This is a genomic window from uncultured Phascolarctobacterium sp., from assembly GCF_937920985.1.
Classification (GTDB): domain Bacteria; phylum Bacillota; class Negativicutes; order Acidaminococcales; family Acidaminococcaceae; genus Phascolarctobacterium_A.
Window position 1 is genome coordinate 1 of the sequence record NZ_CALDXR010000050.1, and the last position, 18,606, is coordinate 18,606.

Sequence of the window (18,606 nt, forward strand, 5' to 3'; positions counted from 1 at the left end):
TGAAGCGGAGAAATCCGTGTATAACAGAATTCTGAGGTAAAAGTAGCTCAATACCTGGTTAACGCATACCATAAAAATGCAATTATCTGAAAGATGGGTGAAATTTGTAGGTAGCCATTCCCGCGGCAGGCAAAAGGGGCAGGAAGCTCAGGGTCGCTCCCGAAGGCTCAGACCTGTCTTCTGCGTGGCTGAAGAAATCGGAAACCGTAGATTACGTAAGGCGAAGGTCTATATGATATATTTGTCAAAGCAGTTTGTCAAGTGGGCATAACAAAAGGCAGCTATCAGCAAGCTTCGTGCTTGTGTAATAGCTGCCTTTTTTGTTGGCACGAAAAATTTTAAATTGAAACGTCCTTCAAAATTCTATAGAAGGCATAGTATTAACAATTTTATTCTTAATTTTTTCCTGCAAATATGCCTTATTTAGGCTTCGCTTATTGTATTGCAGATATGTACCATGGCTCTTTTTCACAAGCAAATCAGTAAAAAACCTTTCCCAGCTAAAAAATTCCTTACTATCTACATATTCACTCGGGTCGTTTAAAATAGCCTTTAACTCGCTATCATCAAAGATTCCCGCATTAAGTATCAGCCACTCAAACGATTCCGGTAAATATAGCGCTATTTTTCTGCCGATTCTTATTAACTGCATAACCTTTTCCATTTCACAGCCAAAGGCAGCTCCATCTGCAATTACCAAAACCTTTTCTTCGCGATGCTCCTGTAAAGCTTTAAAAACATTTGACTTTCCGTTAGCACTAATGCAGTTTACGATTCCATCACATAAACTGCTAAAAAAATCAAAACCGGCGTTAGAATCCTCCGCAATCACAAGACTCTCCTGTGCCAGCTCAGTATTCTCCAGCTCTCCATATAAGCAATAAAACTCATTATAAACCTGCTTCAGTCCAGCATATTTACCAGATTCTCGAATGCCATAGATTTCTTTGACACTGTAAGGCAGATTCGGTAAATCATCCCTAGTAACTATAACGAAATAATTATCCGACTCCTTAACACGTACAGCAAAATCCTCAGATTTAATAAATCTATTGCATTCATCTATAAAAACTATGCTGTTATGGATAAATTGCAGATTATCTTCCCACCGCTGTCCACCGATAACGACACAGGGAACGTCGCATTTTACTAAAACACCGCTGCTCTCTCCATCTCTGTCATAAGCATTTAATAAATCGAGAAGCGTTGTTTTACCGGTAGCGCTATCACCACGGATAATAGTAATATTTCTGGAGATAGTAAATTCATAGCGCAGTCTGTTATTTTGTACAAAAACACTATACTTACCCTTCATGCTCTACCTCACAAAAAATCATACACTACATCAAGCCATTCCTCTTGATTATGTACGACAACACCATTATTTAATATCTTAATGGCATATTCACCATCGCCAAAATTCATACTATGATGCAGGCTTATTGTTAAATCCTTATTTTCGGCAATCTCCAGAATCCATTTAGCACAGTTATCACCGCATGCTGTTGCATTAAATATTTTTCCGCTGTTGTCAAAAGCTAATAGCAGCAAGGTTTTGACACCACCGGACAACTCGCGAGGCGATATTGGTCCAAGCACCGGACTTTGAATCAAATGCGGGCCTACTACTTCTGATTTATCTACATCCTTAATCATCTTTTTGGCCAATTCAGATTCCAACCAAAAGTCTTCATATTGATTTATAAAGTATAATGGCGGATTGTATATCTCGTTTTCACAATCACCCAAGTAAATACTCAGCATTTTTACACCTCCCTAAAGAAGTATTCTTTCACTTTCCTAATATTATACTACAAACACTATGCTTTTTACTACTTTCGCTACATCAAAGTTTACAGCTTACTACATCATTGACTTCATAGCAGCTATAATGCTATCCTGTGCTTAGCAGAGAATAGTTTGTCCGATTTTTACGCCGATTAGTAATCAGTACCACCATTTCCGGAGCCGCTAGTCTCATTTTTTATAATGCTCTTATAGGTGAAACCAATTGACATCTTTAGCAAATAAAGCTAATATTAGGTATATGTAGTGAAGGCCCCACGGAACCGACGTCTTTTCCGACGCCTGCCTTGATACGGATTCACTTCAAAAAAGGATGAGCTTATCAGCCCTGGTTCCTGTTACTAATTGGAACAGTCAAGGCTTAAAGCTCATCCTTTTATTTTGCAATTATGACATGTTGCTTTACTTAGCTGCAGCACTTATTCGCCTCTGCCATCAAAGCTACAAAGCCTTTTCTTACCTCAACATTAGGATAATCCAAAGTATACTCCCTATAATGCCTGTCGTAACCTTTAATCGTCAAGTACCCGCTCTGATAAAGCATCGCTAGAGGATTTTCCGCATCCGCCCTATAATCAACAAAATACTGCGACTCATACGGCCTGCTAGTCAGCTTCTGCATATTCACATGATGCCCTTCCAACAGCTTCACCAAATATGTTGGCGTTCCTGACTTATACCAATAATTGTCAATGTCCATCTTATTGAACGCATTGATAATACTGAATGGATTGTAAACATCAAGTAGAGCATTGCTAAAATGGTAGCCATCATACTGCTTTTTCAGCTCTGCTTTCATAGTTTCAACAGTATAATTCAATTTAGAAGCCATTTCACTGATTACTTCACCAAAAACACTGTACAGTTCGTCTTCAGTAATACCGCAAATAGCATCATACCTGCTGTCCATACTGATATCATTCGGCTGATTAAAACCCGAGAAAACCGTAATCTGACTAAACTTCGTAACACCGGTCAGAAGCACAAAGCGAAGGCTGGCATCAGCAGCCTTAAAGGTACCATAAAAATCCTTCAGGATACTGCGATTCACATTTTCTAAGTCTTCCTCCAGTACATCCAGAAGCGGTTTGTCATATTCATCTATCAAAATAACTGCTTGATGCCCTGTTCGCGCCGCTGCCTGCTCTAAAACATATTGAAAACGACTGCTCAGAGTTGTATATATATCGCATTTGCCATATATAGTTTCCCAACTGCTCACATATTCTTCCAGAACCTTCTCCAGTTCACCAGCAAGATCAAAACGTCCCTTGGCAAAATCAATTCTAAAAACAGGATAAACATCCCATTTATCCTCCAGCGCTTCCATTTTTAAGCCATGGAACAACTCCCTGCGTCCGGAGAAATAAGCATCCAACGTACTTATAAGCAGAGATTTGCCAAAGCGACGCGGACGCGACAAAAAGCATACGTGCTCCTGTGCCAAGCGATATACTAAATCAGTTTTATCTACATATACGTAATTACCGTTTCTAATTGTTGCAAATGTTTGAATGCTTATGGGATAACGCATGGCTTAACCTCCGTTTAATTATATCTATATACATTTTACCATGAAATAATTAAAAGCTAAAGCATAGACTTTACGTTAAGCCTTTATTTCACTTCCGTGCTTCATGCCCTACTTCTTAATCGTACAAGGACGCAGGCCATCAAACTCATGAATGCTCATCGTTCCACCCTTAGGTATCGCAATAACGCTGTCATCATAGTTGCCAGAAACAAGTTTTTCCAGCACCTTGTAAGGCCCCGGCAGACGCGTAAGCGTTCCTCCCAAAAGCTTCACCAAAGGCATAATATAAGCTTCAACCTCCTGCAAATCATACGTCCCTGTATCAATGATATAAAAATCCGTGAATCCCTTATACAGCTGCTTCAGGAAGGTTTCCGCTTCTGCCTGACCACGCTCCTGCACAAGCTTGGCATAGTCAATTGTAGAGTTTTTCATAAAGTTCATCCAGCTCTTAGTTATGAAAATCGCTCCGTCAGGACGCTTTATGCCGGAACCGGTCAGAAGAACATCAATGCAGTCCATAGTGCGCGGCACAGCAATAGGACAGGTTGTGGCCTTCAAATCACACGTAGCCTTGCCGCAACCGGAACCGCAGATAACTATTTCCTCTGCTTCTGTATTTTCGTCTATAATCCTTTGCAATGTTTCATGCATCTTCTGCGGATTGCTATGAAGCGCAACATTAAGATATGTGACCTTGCCATCAAAGCCTATTTTCTTAATGGTGTTTTCCAACTCTTTTTGCAGCGTAATGCAGGAATAGATTGCTCTTTTGCCCATAATATCAGCTCCTCATATTAGCGTTAGCTTAATTATAACACGCTAGTAGGAACAGTAAAAGCTGGCTTTAAGAAGAAAGCCTCAACGCAAATTAACCTCCTCCCCCTTGACTTAGACTGTACTCCAAGTATTATACTAGAGACAACAGGAAATTAGTCAAAGGAAAGGACGGATAACAAATGTCTAAAAAGGTTGTAGTTATTTCCACAAGTTTAAGAGCAAACAGCAATTCCGAGGCTTTAGCCAAGGAATTCGTCAAAGGCGCCGAGGCCGCAGGCCATGAGGTTGAATATATATCGCTCAAGGGCAAAAGCATTGCCTTCTGCATAGGTTGCCTGGCCTGTCAAAGCAAGGGGCACTGCATTTTTAACGACGATGCGCTGCCTATCACCAAGGCTGTGCTGAATGCCGACGTAGTTGTTTGGGCAACACCTATCTATTATTACGAAATGGCCGGTCAGATGAAGGTGCTGATTGACCGCATGAATTCCATGTTTCCTAAGGATTACAAATTCCGCGAGGTATACTTCCTGGCAACTGCTGCGGACAACGGCAGCTATACCCCTGAGCGTGCACTGGCAGGCTTAACGGGATGGATTGACTGCTACGAAAAGGCTAAATTAGCCGGCAGCCTTTTCTGCGGCGGAGTCAATGCTGCAGGCGAAATCAGCGGCAGCAGCAAGCTGCAGGAGGCTTACGAGCTCGGCCTTAAGGCTTAACCGCTCCCCTCATATTGAACAGCAAAAAGGCTGACGCCTTGCGTAAATGCGAAGCGTCAGCCTTCTATTTTTACTTATCTTGCTTATCTATGAATACACTTGTTAATCCAATCCAACAATTCAATTTCACCAGCAGAACCATCAGCAATGGCAATAAACATATCAGCCAATTCGCCTCTGTTTAATACAAGACGATAGCCATTCCATTGCAATAATAGTTGAGTCATTAATGCTCCAATTCTCTTATTTCCATCAATAAAAGCATGATTAGCCGCCAAACCATAACCTAAACGAGCTATTTTATCAATAGTTGTCGGATAGAAATCTTCACCACCAAATGATTGAAGCGGTGCTGCTACAGCAGCTTCTAAACCAGAACTATCTCTTACCCCATCAATACCACCAGTTTTTTTTATGATTTTGCTATGAAGTGCAACAACATCATCTGCACTAACCCAAATCATTCTGCCATCCTCTTATAATCAGCAGCAAAATCATCTAATATGCTATCTGCCTCAGACAACATCTGCGCACGAGAGATTTTTTCCTCACCCTTCTCTAAAGTTACAGGAAACGGCATACCCTTGGCACGAACAAAAGCATTCGCAAAAATATTAAAAGCAGTAGATTGGCTCATCCCTATTCCAGCACAAATCTCCGCCATTTTTGCCTTAACATCGGAATCCATTCTAAACGTCATATTAGTATCCATATCATCGCCTCCTTGCATTACAATTATATTACATTGTTAGTGCAAAGTCAAATTTCTCTATATTGGATACGTAGATTCTGCAAGTGCAACTCCTTCGAGCCGGCGCCATCCGCCCAAAAAAGCAGAACCCCCGAAGCTATAGCCATAGCCTTGGGAGTTCTGCTTTTTACGATTATATACTTTTGCCGACGCCTTAATCTTCGTAATCGGCTTCACATTTCCCCAACTGCCTCGTTCCGTTTCCCTTTTTTCAGCTTTAATCTTTTGGAAAAGAGGTTGGCAAAATCGTTAAACAGGCACGTGAGCTAGGCATTGATGTGCCTATCGTCGGCGGTGACGGCTGGGACAACCCCAACCTGCCGGAAATCGCCGGTGCTGCTGCTCTGAACAACACCTACTTCACCAACCACTATTCAGCTGATGCCGACTCTGCTGAATCAAAAGCCTTCGTTACAGCTTTTGAGAAGGAATACAACCAAAAGCCTGACGCTCCCGCAGTACTCGGTTATGACGGTATCAAGCTTTTAGCTGATGCAATTAAACGCGCAGGCTCTGCCGAACCGGCTAAAGTTGCTAAGGCATTGGCTGAAACTAAAGCCTTCAACGCTGTTACCGGCTCTCTTGGTTTAAACGATAAGCACGATGCAGTAAAAAGCGTAACCATCATTGAATTCAAAGATGGCAAGCAGGCTTACCGCACAACTGTAAAACTCTGATTCCCCTCTTAATATCGGTTCTACTAGCCGATTTATAAAAAAAGCGAGGCTATCACAAGTGATATTTACCCAGTTTTCTGGACACCGCTTAAAAATTGAATAATTATATTTGCATCATGGATGTTTTCCTAAATTTAGAGGGAGGCATCCATTTTGTTTTAGCTTGAATTCTTTTGTTGTTATAATAATCGATGTACTCAGCTATAGCGTTTGAAAAAAATTCAAACGAAGGGTAATCTTTTTCAAATCCGTAGAACATCTCGTTTTTTAATCTGCCAAAGAAAGTTTCCATAATGCAGTTGTCATAGCAGTTACCTTTTCTAGACATTGATTGAATGATTCCATACTTTTGCAGTTCATTCCTATAAAATGCGTGCTGATATTGCCATCCTTGATCTGAGTGCATAACAAGACCTTTTACAGAAGGAAAACGTTCAAATGCCTTTTTCAGCATGTCCTTTATTTGCGCCATATCTGGATGTAGAGAAAGATTGTAAGAGATTATTTCATTGCTGTTCATATCCAAAATCGGAGAAATATAACATTTGCCCCAAGGCAGATTGAACTGCGATACATCGGTTGTCCACTTTTGCAAAGGTTTTTCGGTATTGAAATCTCGATTGATGATATTATCAGCAACTTTGCCAACATCACCTTTATAGGAGTGGTATTTTTCCTTGGGACATTTTCCAAACAAGGTAAGCTGTTTCATGATTCGTTGGACACGCTTGTGATTTACACGAAAACCTCGATTCAGAAGCTCCTTATGTACGCGCCTTACACCATATCGCTTTTTGTTCTCGTTGAAGATAACAATAATTTCGGATGATAAGTCGGCATTTCGTTCGCTGACTTTATCTGTCTTGCTAAGCTCGTAATAGTACGTTGAACGCGACATTCCAATCGCATCCAGCAAATACTTCAGTTGGTACCCTTCTTCACGCAGTTTTTGGACGAGCGCAGCTTTTTCGCCTTGAGTTGCGCTGCGCATCTCTCTTCTCTCAAGGCGATTTCTTTTTTTACAATAGCAATCTCCGCTCTCAAGCGCTCATTTTCTGCTCTGAGCAGAATCATTTCTTCTCGTTCTGATGGAGTAAGTTCTGCCGGTTCTATTTTTTTCTTCATTTCAGGCTCCTTGGGTGGTCGTCCTTTTCGTTGTGCGACCAATCCCTGATACCCTTTAATTTTATAGCATCTAACCCACTGATACAAGAGACCATCGTTAATTCCTACTGAAATAGCTGTATCCTTATTTGACGCACCAGCTAATACTTTGGCTACAAGCTCGTATTTCTCTTCTGGTGACCAAATCTTGCTATGATTTTTATGTTGTAATGCTTCTGGACCACATTTATCTTCTATCTGAGCCCAAATTCGAATTGTATTATGGAAATTTCTTTTTGGTATATCTTTAGGCGTTTCAGGCCATTTCCCTTGTCGATATAATTCTACACACTGTCTTTTGAACTTATAGCTGTATTTCATTAAAATACCCCCAATACTGGGTGTCCAGTATTGGGGGTACATATCATAGCCACAGCCTTGGGAATTCTGCTTTTTACGATTATATACTTTCGCCGACTCCTTAACCTTCGTAATCGGCTTCACATTTCCCCAACTGCCTCGTTTGGAGGCGTTGACTAGCTTTTGCTGTTTTTTCGACATCTTTTCATAGCTAATATATTTTTCCATCTTCTTAATTCCTCCATCTTCTGCTCAATCTAAAAAATATCTTGCTGCTATGTTAATGATAACACAACAGCAAGATTTAATCGCGGAAAAAAAGTTACGCACTCGTAAAACTGTATATCCTGCTGCTTGTCGGTATCCCGCCTCGCTTACTCAAAAGTACATAAGAAACGCTACGTTTCTTCTGCCCATCAGGTCTCTTGGCTGCTCGGCAGGATACGGAGAAAACACTCAACAGGTTCGCTTCTCCACGTGATTTTTCGCAACAAAAAAATCACGCGGAGTGAAGCATACTAAACGTAAAGTCACTTTTCTGATGGGCTGATTTTCTACAGCAAAAATCACCCAAAAAGTGCCTTTACTGTCCGATTACGCGTTTCTCTTTTTGCTATAATTTTTTTCGCAAAGAAACTTTAAAGTTTTTCACAAGAATAACGTTTTGTTAACATTTAAAGTTTTATACTAAAGAAGTCTAGCAGATATCTTCTAGTTAACCTAATTTTCAAAGAAAGGAGGATAGCACAATGGCTACTTATTGTGTGAAACTCAGCAATGGACATAAAGGTCAAGCAGCAGATAAATGTGATTACATTAACCGTAATGGAAAATACAAATCGGAAACCTTAAGGCAAGAATTAGTTGCCCAAGAAGACTTCAATTTACCATCATGGGCCCCTAATGCAAAAGCTTTCTTTGAAGCTGCTGATTGCTATGAACGTAACAATGGAATAACTTTTAAGCAATTCATTATTATGCTCCCATGCGAACTCAGTATCGAAGAGAATATAAAAATTTCTCGGGACATCAAAGATAAAATTATCGGCAACCATAAAGCAGGAACATGGGCAATCCATAACAAACAAGCTGTAACTGCAAACGTGCAAAACATACATCTGCATTTAATGAACAGCGAACGAATCCAAGACACTGCTTTAAAAGAAAAGTCTAGAGAATTATATTTCAGAAGATATAATCCATCTGAACCAGAAAAAGGCGGATATCAAAAAGACAGGAAAAATGACTGTCGAAGAAAAACTAAAAATCCGGAAATTGATAAAATCAGAGCTAAAATCGCAGAAGCAATAAACGCCGGTTATGAGCGCAACGGCTTCGACATCCGCGTCTCAGGAGCTACCCTTGAGAAGCAAAAAGAAGAAGCGCTGAAAGCCGGAGATGAAGACCGCGCAGAGTTTTTTGACAGGGATCCTGTAAAAACAATATCGACAAAACAATGGAAAAAAATCCAGAAGATTATCGAAGATGACAACATAATCGACCGTACCCAACCGGTACCTATTATACCATCAGAGACCAATTGGCCGACATTCGAGAAACTCATCAGCACCGACTTTTCTGCTGCTGAAGTTTTACTGGAACGAGTCAGCCTTCAGGTCAAAAAGCTCAAATATCAGTTCAAGCTGACGCAGAAAAATGCCAAAAAGATTTTGGAAAAAGTTGATGAGCTAATCAGCGGGAAAGAGTTCCGAGAGGCGATCGAAAGCATCGCGTTTATGGTTCAGAACAAAAGCGCAAGCAACTCTGCGTACATCAATCTGTATAACAAAATATACGCAAATAAAGAAACGCAGAGTCTGATGATCAACAACATCATCAATCGTGGCAGAACAAAAAAATACCAGCAAGCCAAGCTTGATTATCAGCGGGCAAAAGCAAAAAAATCAACTCTTGCTGCTGCAAACAGACTGGACGATAAAACCCAAAACCGTCTGGAACTCATAATGCAAGCCAGTTCAAAATACATGCAGAAACTTGTTGACGAAATCAAAGAAATCAACCAGACTCCTATTGCAAAAAAACGCTATGACTACATAATAACACGTCTAAAAAAATCTGCAGTAAGAGCAAGAACCCAAGCGATAGCAAAAAATAATCAGAATAAGGATCTTAAAGAAATCTTACAGGAACTGAACAAACTGATTAAACTTGCAAAACTAAATCAAGACCAAAAGTTACCTAAAGAACTCATTAAGGAAATCACTGAAAAAGAGTATCCTGATATGACGAGATTAAAGAAGATAATCAAAGAACTGGACGAAAAATCTGCTTCCTACTTCCCTGTCAAGCAGAAACCTGTATCTCCAAAAATGCAAGAACCGCAAAGCAAATTTAAAGGAAAAGTAAACGATTATCAAAGATAAGAACAAAATAAAAAATACGCCCTAAAAGCTGCTGCTCACAATTCGCCAGCAGCTTTTTTTGCGTATAAAAAAAGTGTAATTAATTTTATTTTATAAGGAGATCTCTAAAATGAACAAAGAGTATAATCAAGAGCAAACTACCATAAAAAAAGAACTTAGCTTTCTCAGTATGCAGGTTATCTGGAGTCTGCCAGAGGACACAACGTTAGCCGAAGAAATCGAAACAATGATGTCGATTACATATTCTGGTACTGCTTACCATATTGAAACAATCTGTACCACCTGTGAAATTGTCTATCACGCTGACGATCAAATTATCGAATTTGAACTTTGCTTCGTTTCACCAAAATACCAAGACTGTATCAAAGCTTGCGCTGACTTGATGAATTGTGGCTGCTTCCCCAATGAAGCAGAATGCCTATTTGAACGTAATCTGCGCAATGAGAAATTTGCTGCACAGATTTGGCATGAGAGTAATGACAGAAAATAATAGTAGTCCTACGACATATTGACATTGAGCCTCTGTGCATCTGCTCTTTCAGCCTTTGGCAGTCGAGCCCATATGATGGCTGACTGCCTGCCAAGGCTAGCAGATACACCTCTCCAAGTCAATACGTCTACTATTAAAATACGTATCAAAGGAATATAACAACATGATTTTTTTACCAAAGCCACATACACCAACAATTCCCTATAAAGCCATGAAAGATTTTCATATTGCACAAGGACATGAAGAAAAGTTTCTTGCTTTCCAGCATTGTGCACGCAATCGTTTTATCCGTGAACGTCTTTATTTTCGCCAACATGGTTTATGTCCTGTCTGCGGAAAGCAACTTATTGATATCAAACTCAAATCTCGTATCCATCACAACACGTACGACCATTTTTGCAAATCACCTAATCCTGAAATTATGATTCATTGCCCTCAAAGGAATAATTACACTTACACTATGAGCCCCAATTGTGAGCTCTGTTACTTTCAAACACCTTTACTTGCAGAAGAATGCATTGGTAAGCTCGTTCTAATACATGACACCTGCCACTATAAAATTCATAAAAAGTAGTATTGTACTCAAAACTTTTGAGTTATGATGACGCTCTTGCCCTGACGCATTCATGCGATTGCAGCGTGCTCAAAACTTATACTCAAAACGATTGTAGGATTGGAGGAATTTTTACGATTTATGGTTATGCGCGCGTATCGAGCAAAAAACAATTACACGGTAATTCAATTGAAGAACAAACTACAACACTCACAGCTAACGGTGCAATTACAATCACTACTGAGCAGTACACCGGTAAAACTACTAGCCGACCAAAACTGCAAAAATTGCTCGACTCGCTTCAACCAGGCGATACACTTATGGTTACCAAGTTAGACCGCCTGGCGAGAAATGTCAGCGAAGGCATCGAGCTTATACGAGCATTATTTAAAAAAGATGTTAAGGTCCATGTTCTCAACATAGGACTTCTGGAAAACACAAGCATGGGGAATTTTTTTATCACAACGCTGCTTGCCGTCGCTGAGTTGGAGCGCAATATGATCATTGAGCGTACCCAAGCAGGAAAAGAAGTTGCCAGAACCAAAGCTGGTTTTCGGGAGGGAAGGCCCCCTCTTCCCTGCGAAAAAATTCAACTGGCTATATCCTTACTTGACAGTTACACTTATCGCGAGGTGGAGGCAATGACAGGAATCAGCAAAGCCACGTTAGTGAGGTACCGCCGAAAAACAAAACTATAAACCCAAAGGAGTTTTTTTGCTATGCAAACACAAAGCAACAATAATTTTATGAAGTCAATTACTGGTGATACAACATTCTTTTCAAGCATTTCTAAAGCTGAGCTACAGGAAGAAGTCTTTGTAATGCTAGACACGATTTTTTCGTTTCTGAGTGAAAATGAATACCATCCTAAAAAATTAATTTTCGGGACATCACGTAATTCAAATTATGATTTTGATTTCTGGCAAGAACTGCTTTTTCCCGAACCAGTTACTAAACTGGAAAACATCCGTAAAACTATAAGCAATATTATCGACAAGTTGCCTGACGACTATAACGATATAAGTCGTACAATGATTGCTTTGTATTACTAATAAGTAATACTGCAGTAACGCGAATCGGAATATTTTTTGTAAAACAAGCAAAACCCCACATTCTGTTAACCTTTTGCTAACTTATTTTGAGTTAAAATATTTGTAACAACTACATACAGCTACTTATTTCTGCCAGGAGGACTGATATAATGATTTAAGATTATTCATTTTTCACGATTAATTTTATTTTGATTCGAAAGGAATATTAACTATGAAAATTATTATTAAAGGTAAACTTTACGACACTGAAACTGCACAAAAAATGTTAACCCTTAAAGAAAAATGGTATTGGGGAGATTATATTGAAGAGTTGTATAAGAAAAAAATGGTGAGTTTTTCTTGTATTCTCCCAAACAAATCAAACATGATACCAGCTATGGAGATGCCTACTACTATTTTAATTGTGTTTTACCCGAGCACCTGCAGCATGAAATTGATTATGACAAGATCAGGCACTTCCTTCCTATAACGGAGACGTTTGCAAAGGATTGGACTGAAAAGAATTTTACTGTTGACGAATATATCCAAATTTGGGGTACACCAGAGGAATAAAATCTAAAGATTTTTGCCGCAAGCAAGTACTACATAAATTTATTATAACAGAACATACTTTGATATCATTTACTTCTGTGTACTGTATTTCTACATCCGTACCTTAATTTTTATCTTGATATTTACACTTATCTGTATCATGCTAAACACATAGACAATTGCATGGCAAAGAAGCCCGACTTCGCAGAAATGCGAAGCCAGGCTTCTTCTTTTTTCCAGACATGTCTATATTCACCTGCTAATATATCTTCTCAATATTAGTCAAGCTAAAAAAGTTAAAGGAGCTGATTTCAAAGAAATGTAAAAACTTTTTCAAAACCATGGCAGCTGCTATCTGCGCTGCAAGCCTGCTCATGACTGGCTGTGGCAGTGACAAGGCTGCGGGCGACACCATTAAAATCAGCGCCATTGGCGAGATGACGGGCTATAACGATTCTTACGGAACTTCGATGATGCGTGGCTTTAATATGGCTGTCAAAGAAATTAACGCTAACTGCGGTATCAACGGCAAAAAAATTGCTCTCGTAGAAGCAGATACGAAAAGCGAACCTGCCGAAGCTGCCAACGCAATGAGCAAGCTCATTAATCAGGATAAGGTTTCTATGGTAGCAGGTATTTTTACAAGCTCAAGTGCTATCGCTGCCTGCAATATCAGCGAAACAGCTAAAAACCCTTATCTGGCAATTGGCGCAACTAATCCTTCCGTAACCGTTGCCAAAGATGGCAGCACCAAGCCGAACACCTTCCGCGTCTGCTTCATCGACCCCTTCCAAGGCACTGTTGGCGCTAACTTCGTCAGCAACGAGCTGAAGGCAAAAACAGCAGCGCTTTATATAGATAACAGCAGTGATTATTCCAAAGGCTTAGCAGATTTCTTCAAAAAATCCTTCACCGCCAACGGTGGCAGCATTGTTATCGAAGAAGCTTATCTGCAAAAGGATACTGATTTCAAAGCTGTACTGACCAAAATCAAAGCAGCTAATCCGGAAGTAATTTATGTTCCCGGCTATTATGAAGAGGTTGGCAAAATCGTTAAACAGGCACGTGAATTAGGCATTGATGTGCCTATCGTCGGCGGTGACGGCTGGGACAGCCCCAAACTGCCGGAAATCGCCGGTGCTGCTGCTCTAAACAACACCTACTTCACCAACCACTACTCTGCTGATGCCGACTCTGCTGAATCCAAAGCCTTCGTTACAGCTTTTGAGAAAGAATACAACAAAAAGCCTGACGCTCCTGCAGTGCTTGGTTATGACGGTATCAAGCTTTTAGCTGATGCAATTAAACGCGCAGGCTCTGCTGAACCGGCTAAAGTTGCTAAGGCCTTGGCTGAAACTAAAGCCTTCAACGCTGTTACCGGCTCTCTTGGTTTAAACGATAAGCACGATGCAGTAAAAAGCGTAACCATCATTGAATTCAAAGATGGCAAGCAGGCTTACCGCACAACTGTAAAACCCTGATTTCCCTCTTAACATCGGTTCTCCCAGCCGATTTATTGAAAAACAGGCTGTCACCAAAACAATTCAGGTGGCAGCCTGTTTTAATTTTACTTAAAGCCTGCTTGCGCCCTTCGAGCAACCTGTCATCAAAATAAAAAGCTTAAGGAAGCTCCGCAATGCTCAGTCTAAGCGTCCGGTTTTCCATGTCTCCAAGAGCTTCATGTTCCTCAATAAAAGGCTTAATCGCGTTCTCGTAACGTTCAGACAGCCATCTCTGAGTCAAAGGTTCATCAATACTGCCGGAAGCAAAATAGCTGTTCAAAGATTCTTCTGCACCAGCTTCGATGACATCGATAAAGATGCCACATGCGTTACCACAGCGAGGCTTTGCGTTCCAGCTTTTCATAAGCACTTCCGTGATCAGATCTAAGACGGCTTGGCTGCCAAAGGCAGTTCCGGCTTATCGCTATCAATGCAAGCTGCACACAGCAAGTCAACAAATTCAATTTTCTTGTCCATAACAATTACCTCCGTCATCCTGTTATATAACTGATTTCTTGCTTTTTTCGTTCACGACATAATAGCTAACCTTTTACGCTTTACAAAAATCCTTTACTACTGTTTTGCAGCATGGGGAAGAAGCGTTATCTGCATCTTGCAGTTGTCCAGATCACCTTTCGCCTCATGCTCTTGCATGAACGGCACAAGATATTCTTCATAACACTTCTCGATTTTCACATCCAGCTCTTCTTTATCGGTTTCACAGGTAATGCCGTCAACGTAGAATTGTCCTACAATCTTGCCTTTATCAAGCGTGAACATCATCAAGTCGAATGAATAAATGAGGTTGTATTCCAAAGTCGCTCTCTCAAAAAGAACATTCAATGTTTTCTTCAAAGACGCTAAAGGCAAACTTCCTGTTAAAAAGAATATACAACGGCCTGCAAGCAGAATCTGCAGCAAAAATATTACCATACAAAAATTCCATAAAACCATCTTTAAGCATGTTCAATGCCTCCCAAAAGTAATGAATTTGATGCGGATATAGATAGCTTTCAGCCCCAGCATCGTTCAAAGTAAAAATATAACCTACATATAAATTATAAGAAAAATCCCTGATGTATAAAAGCGAACAAAAAGCAATGTCCATAACTTCTTTGCAGTTTTACTATACCGTTAGAATCCTGAATGAACTATGATGGCAGTGTTATCCTCTACAGCTACGTAATCGTCTTGTTATAGGACATTCGCTGGATATACCTACAATGCTTAAAATCGTAGGTATGTCTGCTTTTCTCTTTAAAACTAAGTAATCATCATTTTTCCGTATGTCACGCTCCAACGTCTGCCTCAACTGGTCTTACTTGATTCCACTCAAAATCAAGTGGCCAAATTGGCCATTGTTTTTCATAAGCTTACGTGTATAATTAAAAGTAACGACTTAATAAAATTTTATTATATCTTTTATTTTTGCATTAATTAAGAGGTGATTTGCTTATGATAAAAAACAGTTTAAAAAAGCTTAGAGAAAGTAATGGATTAACACAAAAAGAAGTTGCTGAAAAATTAAACATTGACATTTCAACTTTTTCGAAAATAGAACGCGGCGTAAGAGGCCTCAGTATCTATATGGAAAAAGAACTAGCGGATTTATATAATGTAGATATTGAGGTTATTAATAGTTTATCTACTAAACAGACAATGTTGAATGAAACCTCTATAAATATGTTTGAAGAACCGGAAAAAATAGATATCTGTTATTCAAAGATTGAATCAACTGCTAGTATTGACGATTATAAAGAGCTTTTTGTCGGATTCGATAATATGCGCGTAATTACGTTCAGTTCTAGTGCAGCATTTATTGCAAAGATGATCCGGGAGTGCTCTTTTAAATCAGTTGATATTATTTTTGGCAATAAGAAAGTCTTTGACGGTATGCCTTATATGAAAGAGCTCGTTATGGACAGCAATGCCATCATCAATGTTCTTGTAGGAAATGAACCTGAGTATGTTGATTATCTGAAGCAAAGGCTTTCTGATAACAGCTTGAATATCTATATAGCTAATCCTAATGCACTGAGCCACGAGAAAATCTATATCTTATGGAATGACAGTGATAATAATGTAAGAGTTATCACCGGCAGCGCTAATATGTCCCTGAAAGCTTATTCCGGTAAGCAGAAGGAGAATATTATTGTTTACGACGATGACGATAAAGCTTTCGATTATTTCTATAACAGGTATGATTCCTTTCTTGAAAATACAATGTGCAAAATTGATCCGCAACGCTTAAAAAAGCTTACTTCTGAAAATCTTGTATCTGATAATCCTATTATTGTTGGCGTTATTGAAACAAAAAACACCATATATGTTGATACAAACATAGAAGATGATGCAGAAGACTTCGATGGCTATTATGCCACCAATAAGGAAAATATGAAAGCAATTTTGGATAAATGTAAGGAAAGCATGGATAAAAACTTCTTCGAAAGCAAGACAAATACAAAAAACTGCTTTGAACTTTCCCCAGAAAAATGCAAAAATGTTATTGATTCCTATAAGCTTTCTTTTTATAAGCATAAGCAAAAATCTATGGCATATCCTGAATTCCGTATAGAACCAGACATGAAAGCTTTTTTCAATAATGAGCCCTTTGATGCTGATTATGAAGAAGATAAGGTAATTAATGATATTAAAATCTTTAAAAACTTTTTTTCAGGTTATCATAACGGTAGTTTTGTCGGTAGTCTTAAACAAAGCCTTAATCTTGCAACCGAGAAGTATTATGCTTCTGTTGTCTATGGTTTTATCTCTCCTTTTATGCATTTTTGTATTAAGTTATCTGGCAATGGTGTTGCGCCATATTCTTTCCCAGCCTATCTGATTTTAAGAGGTCCTAAATCTGCTGGCAAGACTCCTTTCTGCAGCTTTCTTTTGAAGCTGATGTTTCGTCAGTACAAACTTAATTTCGATGAAATGTCAGGGCTGATGCGTAAATCAGAAAACGTTTCCCCTAAAGAAGGCCTGATCCCAGCTATGCTTAGCGGACAGGGTTTTCCTGTTGTAATTGATGAGTTGACCAAAGGCAGAGCAAGGGACTATGAAGGTAGCATCAAAAATCCGGAGATTTTTAAACATCCCTGTTCTTGTGTAATTTTTACCTGTAATGATGATTTCGAGATTTCGGATTATATTGTTAAGCGCTCTGTTTTATTCAATCTTGATATCAGCAATAATGGTTCAGGAAACCAGAAGGTAAATTCCTTTATTTCCAATTTGAATAATCTTACCGGTGACTTATACAAATGCTTTTACAGCCGTTTTTCCAAGCGTTTTCAGAAACTGCTGAAGGAATTAAATGACATCAGATATTCTAGTGAAAGCAAAAATAAGGATATTCCAGATATTTTCAAACTCGGATCCGAAGTATTGAAAGATATTTTTGAAGAATACGATTCTATTGATGATGCTAGTTACATCAAGGTATATGATTCATCTTTCTTTAGAGATGGCATGAGTAATCTTGATGAACGTAAGAAAAAGTTTATAGATGATTTTGAGTTTGGTGACTGGAGCCTTGATACTTCTCATAATTTGTTGTTCAAAGTATTTGAAGGACTTGATGGCAAATCTAAAGCCAAAGAGTTTTCTGATGCTATGAACCAATATGGTAACATTACAGCTGTCGGCAACAAAGTACGTATCAAATTAGATTGGGCTAAAAATTTTTTTGATTACGATTTTGTTGAACATCGTAATGATATTGCGGCTCCCGAACGTATAGTAGAAAGAGTAATCGAAAAACAGATACCAGTTGAGGTCGTTAAAGAAGTTGAAGCAGAAAAGCCTAAAAGCTTTATTAACAAGGTTGCTTGGTTACTGAAGGATTAAATTATCTAAGAACATATTGATTTAATTTTAAAAAGCGCAGGTGCAACGAGGCTCCTGCGCTTTTTTTGAATTGTCTGTACTATACGACTGTTTGACGCTTACTTTCAAAGGTTTATTTCTATCCATAAATTTTTATTAGCATCATTTTCACTCAATCACAACATTAGACGCCATTACTAGGGATAATCTTAAAACATTTTTAGTAAAAATTCATCTAAAATTAAAGCAAATGTGAATGCAGCAAAACACTCTCCATTCCAGAGACATAACTCTTATATTTGAAGTCGCAATATCAAATAATATTACGACATTCTCTGCAGTAATCGACCACAGGAGTAATATTATATTCCTTGAAATTATTTCAAAAAACTTTTAGTCTTTTTAATTATGAATAACATTTTGTAGCTTTTCCATTATATAATGAAAGCAACTTTTGGTTTTTCCAATTGATAATTTAATTAAAGGAGCATTCCCGTAATCAACAAATATGAGCTTTGCAAAAAAAGAGAAACCC

General features: G+C 38.9%; 18 protein-coding genes and 1 pseudogene. 9 read left to right on the forward strand and 10 right to left on the reverse strand.

All coding sequences use genetic code 11. From position 1 onward, the window contains the following. Positions 1-355: 355 nt before the first annotated feature. The 4 genes from Q0612_RS08905 to Q0612_RS08920 form a co-directional block, all read right to left on the reverse strand. Positions 356-1,315 (reverse strand): translation initiation factor 2, encoded by a 960-nt coding sequence (locus Q0612_RS08905; protein ID WP_298883591.1) that lies wholly within the window; start codon positions 1,313-1,315, stop codon positions 356-358. Between the two features lie 8 nt (positions 1,316-1,323). Further along, positions 1,324-1,764, reverse strand: a complete 441-nt coding sequence (locus Q0612_RS08910) for a DUF4869 domain-containing protein (protein WP_298883594.1) — start codon at positions 1,762-1,764, stop codon at positions 1,324-1,326. A gap of 448 nt (positions 1,765-2,212) precedes the next feature. Beyond that, the gene (locus tag Q0612_RS08915) at positions 2,213-3,340 is read right to left on the reverse strand and encodes an AAA family ATPase (RefSeq protein WP_298883600.1); all 1,128 of its coding nucleotides are present in this window, start codon (positions 3,338-3,340) and stop codon (positions 2,213-2,215) included. A 108-nt stretch (positions 3,341-3,448) separates the two neighbouring features. Continuing rightward, complete coding sequence (locus tag Q0612_RS08920; RefSeq protein WP_298883606.1) at positions 3,449-4,120, reverse strand: DUF1638 domain-containing protein; 672 nt, start codon at positions 4,118-4,120, stop codon at positions 3,449-3,451. 179 nt (positions 4,121-4,299) lie between these two features. On the opposite strand from Q0612_RS08920, the gene Q0612_RS08925 reads away from it, so the two are divergent. Beyond that, positions 4,300-4,839, forward strand: a complete 540-nt coding sequence (locus tag Q0612_RS08925) for a flavodoxin family protein (RefSeq protein WP_298883609.1) — start codon at positions 4,300-4,302, stop codon at positions 4,837-4,839. Between the two features lie 83 nt (positions 4,840-4,922). On the opposite strand, the gene Q0612_RS08930 is transcribed toward Q0612_RS08925, so the two are convergent. Together Q0612_RS08930 and Q0612_RS08935 are read right to left on the reverse strand one after the other, a co-directional pair. Then, on the reverse strand, positions 4,923-5,303 hold the full coding sequence (locus tag Q0612_RS08930) for a type II toxin-antitoxin system death-on-curing family toxin (protein ID WP_298883612.1): 381 nt from the start codon (positions 5,301-5,303) through the stop codon (positions 4,923-4,925). Beyond that, positions 5,300-5,551 carry a type II toxin-antitoxin system RelB/DinJ family antitoxin gene (locus tag Q0612_RS08935; protein ID WP_298883615.1) on the reverse strand — a complete coding sequence of 84 codons (252 nt, stop codon included), beginning with the start codon at positions 5,549-5,551 and terminating at the stop codon, positions 5,300-5,302. The genes Q0612_RS08930 and Q0612_RS08935 overlap by 4 nt, the downstream gene beginning before the upstream one ends. Positions 5,552-5,814: 263 nt before the next feature. On the opposite strand from Q0612_RS08935, the pseudogene Q0612_RS08940 reads away from it, so the two are divergent. Continuing rightward, a pseudogene (locus Q0612_RS08940) lies at positions 5,815-6,267 on the forward strand (ABC transporter substrate-binding protein); the annotation flags it as partial. A gap of 103 nt (positions 6,268-6,370) precedes the next feature. Here Q0612_RS08940 and Q0612_RS08945 read toward each other — a convergent pair. Both Q0612_RS08945 and Q0612_RS08950 read right to left on the reverse strand, forming a co-directional pair. Next, positions 6,371-7,258, reverse strand: a complete 888-nt coding sequence (locus Q0612_RS08945; RefSeq protein ID WP_298883618.1) for an IS3 family transposase — start codon at positions 7,256-7,258, stop codon at positions 6,371-6,373. Then, a complete protein-coding gene (locus tag Q0612_RS08950) occupies positions 7,189-7,959 on the reverse strand; it encodes a transposase (protein ID WP_298883621.1) in 771 nt (256 codons plus the stop codon). Before Q0612_RS08950 ends, Q0612_RS08945 begins: the two co-directional genes overlap by 70 nt. Positions 7,960-8,480: 521 nt before the next feature. Here Q0612_RS08950 and Q0612_RS08955 point away from each other — a divergent pair. The 6 genes from Q0612_RS08955 (at position 8,481) to Q0612_RS08980 (ending at position 14,222) form a co-directional block, all read left to right on the forward strand. Then, positions 8,481-10,115 (forward strand): MobA/MobL family protein, encoded by a 1,635-nt coding sequence (locus tag Q0612_RS08955; protein ID WP_298883624.1) that lies wholly within the window; start codon positions 8,481-8,483, stop codon positions 10,113-10,115. Between the two features lie 109 nt (positions 10,116-10,224). Further along, the gene (locus tag Q0612_RS08960) at positions 10,225-10,605 is read left to right on the forward strand and encodes a hypothetical protein (protein WP_298883627.1); all 381 of its coding nucleotides are present in this window, start codon (positions 10,225-10,227) and stop codon (positions 10,603-10,605) included. 681 nt (positions 10,606-11,286) lie between these two features. After that, complete coding sequence (locus Q0612_RS08965; protein WP_367181725.1) at positions 11,287-11,856, forward strand: recombinase family protein; 570 nt, start codon at positions 11,287-11,289, stop codon at positions 11,854-11,856. Positions 11,857-11,877: 21 nt separating this feature from the next. Further along, on the forward strand, positions 11,878-12,210 hold the full coding sequence (locus Q0612_RS08970; RefSeq protein ID WP_298883641.1) for a hypothetical protein: 333 nt from the start codon (positions 11,878-11,880) through the stop codon (positions 12,208-12,210). 211 nt (positions 12,211-12,421) lie between these two features. Continuing rightward, positions 12,422-12,679, forward strand: a complete 258-nt coding sequence (locus tag Q0612_RS08975; protein WP_298883643.1) for a hypothetical protein — start codon at positions 12,422-12,424, stop codon at positions 12,677-12,679. Between the two features lie 403 nt (positions 12,680-13,082). Beyond that, positions 13,083-14,222, forward strand: coding sequence for an ABC transporter substrate-binding protein (locus Q0612_RS08980; RefSeq protein ID WP_298883645.1), 1,140 nt, complete (start codon positions 13,083-13,085; stop codon positions 14,220-14,222). 139 nt (positions 14,223-14,361) lie between these two features. Here the strand turns inward: Q0612_RS08980 and Q0612_RS08985 are convergent, their stop codons facing one another. Both Q0612_RS08985 and Q0612_RS08990 read right to left on the reverse strand, forming a co-directional pair. Further along, entirely contained in the window at positions 14,362-14,607 is a 246-nt protein-coding gene (locus tag Q0612_RS08985; protein ID WP_298883647.1) for a hypothetical protein, read from the reverse strand. A 209-nt stretch (positions 14,608-14,816) separates the two neighbouring features. Continuing rightward, entirely contained in the window at positions 14,817-15,176 is a 360-nt protein-coding gene (locus Q0612_RS08990) for a hypothetical protein (RefSeq protein WP_298883649.1), read from the reverse strand. Between the two features lie 522 nt (positions 15,177-15,698). On the opposite strand from Q0612_RS08990, the gene Q0612_RS08995 reads away from it, so the two are divergent. After that, positions 15,699-18,092, forward strand: coding sequence for a helix-turn-helix domain-containing protein (locus tag Q0612_RS08995; RefSeq protein WP_298883651.1), 2,394 nt, complete (start codon positions 15,699-15,701; stop codon positions 18,090-18,092). The last annotated feature ends 514 nt before the right edge of the window (positions 18,093-18,606 follow it).

What these genes read in the sequence shown, in the direction of transcription:
- Q0612_RS08975 (WP_298883643.1), top strand. Translation starts at nt 12,422, where the DNA reads ATGAAAATTATTATTAAAGGTAAACTTTACGACACTGAAACTGCACAA.
- Q0612_RS08945 (WP_298883618.1), bottom strand. Translation starts at nt 7,258, where the DNA reads ATGCGCAGCGCAACTCAAGGCGAAAAAGCTGCGCTCGTCCAAAAACTG.
- Q0612_RS08925 (WP_298883609.1), top strand. Translation starts at nt 4,300, where the DNA reads ATGTCTAAAAAGGTTGTAGTTATTTCCACAAGTTTAAGAGCAAACAGC.
- Q0612_RS08905 (WP_298883591.1), bottom strand. Translation starts at nt 1,315, where the DNA reads ATGAAGGGTAAGTATAGTGTTTTTGTACAAAATAACAGACTGCGCTAT.
- Q0612_RS08960 (WP_298883627.1), top strand. Translation starts at nt 10,225, where the DNA reads ATGAACAAAGAGTATAATCAAGAGCAAACTACCATAAAAAAAGAACTT.
- Q0612_RS08910 (WP_298883594.1), bottom strand. Translation starts at nt 1,764, where the DNA reads ATGCTGAGTATTTACTTGGGTGATTGTGAAAACGAGATATACAATCCG.
- Q0612_RS08970 (WP_298883641.1), top strand. Translation starts at nt 11,878, where the DNA reads ATGCAAACACAAAGCAACAATAATTTTATGAAGTCAATTACTGGTGAT.
- Q0612_RS08995 (WP_298883651.1), top strand. Translation starts at nt 15,699, where the DNA reads ATGATAAAAAACAGTTTAAAAAAGCTTAGAGAAAGTAATGGATTAACA.
- Q0612_RS08980 (WP_298883645.1), top strand. Translation starts at nt 13,083, where the DNA reads ATGGCAGCTGCTATCTGCGCTGCAAGCCTGCTCATGACTGGCTGTGGC.
- Q0612_RS08950 (WP_298883621.1), bottom strand. Translation starts at nt 7,959, where the DNA reads ATGGAAAAATATATTAGCTATGAAAAGATGTCGAAAAAACAGCAAAAG.
- Q0612_RS08955 (WP_298883624.1), top strand. Translation starts at nt 8,481, where the DNA reads ATGGCTACTTATTGTGTGAAACTCAGCAATGGACATAAAGGTCAAGCA.
- Q0612_RS08990 (WP_298883649.1), bottom strand. Translation starts at nt 15,176, where the DNA reads ATGGTAATATTTTTGCTGCAGATTCTGCTTGCAGGCCGTTGTATATTC.
- Q0612_RS08915 (WP_298883600.1), bottom strand. Translation starts at nt 3,340, where the DNA reads ATGCGTTATCCCATAAGCATTCAAACATTTGCAACAATTAGAAACGGT.
- Q0612_RS08935 (WP_298883615.1), bottom strand. Translation starts at nt 5,551, where the DNA reads ATGGATACTAATATGACGTTTAGAATGGATTCCGATGTTAAGGCAAAA.
- Q0612_RS08920 (WP_298883606.1), bottom strand. Translation starts at nt 4,120, where the DNA reads ATGGGCAAAAGAGCAATCTATTCCTGCATTACGCTGCAAAAAGAGTTG.
- Q0612_RS08985 (WP_298883647.1), bottom strand. Translation starts at nt 14,607, where the DNA reads ATGAAAAGCTGGAACGCAAAGCCTCGCTGTGGTAACGCATGTGGCATC.
- Q0612_RS08930 (WP_298883612.1), bottom strand. Translation starts at nt 5,303, where the DNA reads ATGATTTGGGTTAGTGCAGATGATGTTGTTGCACTTCATAGCAAAATC.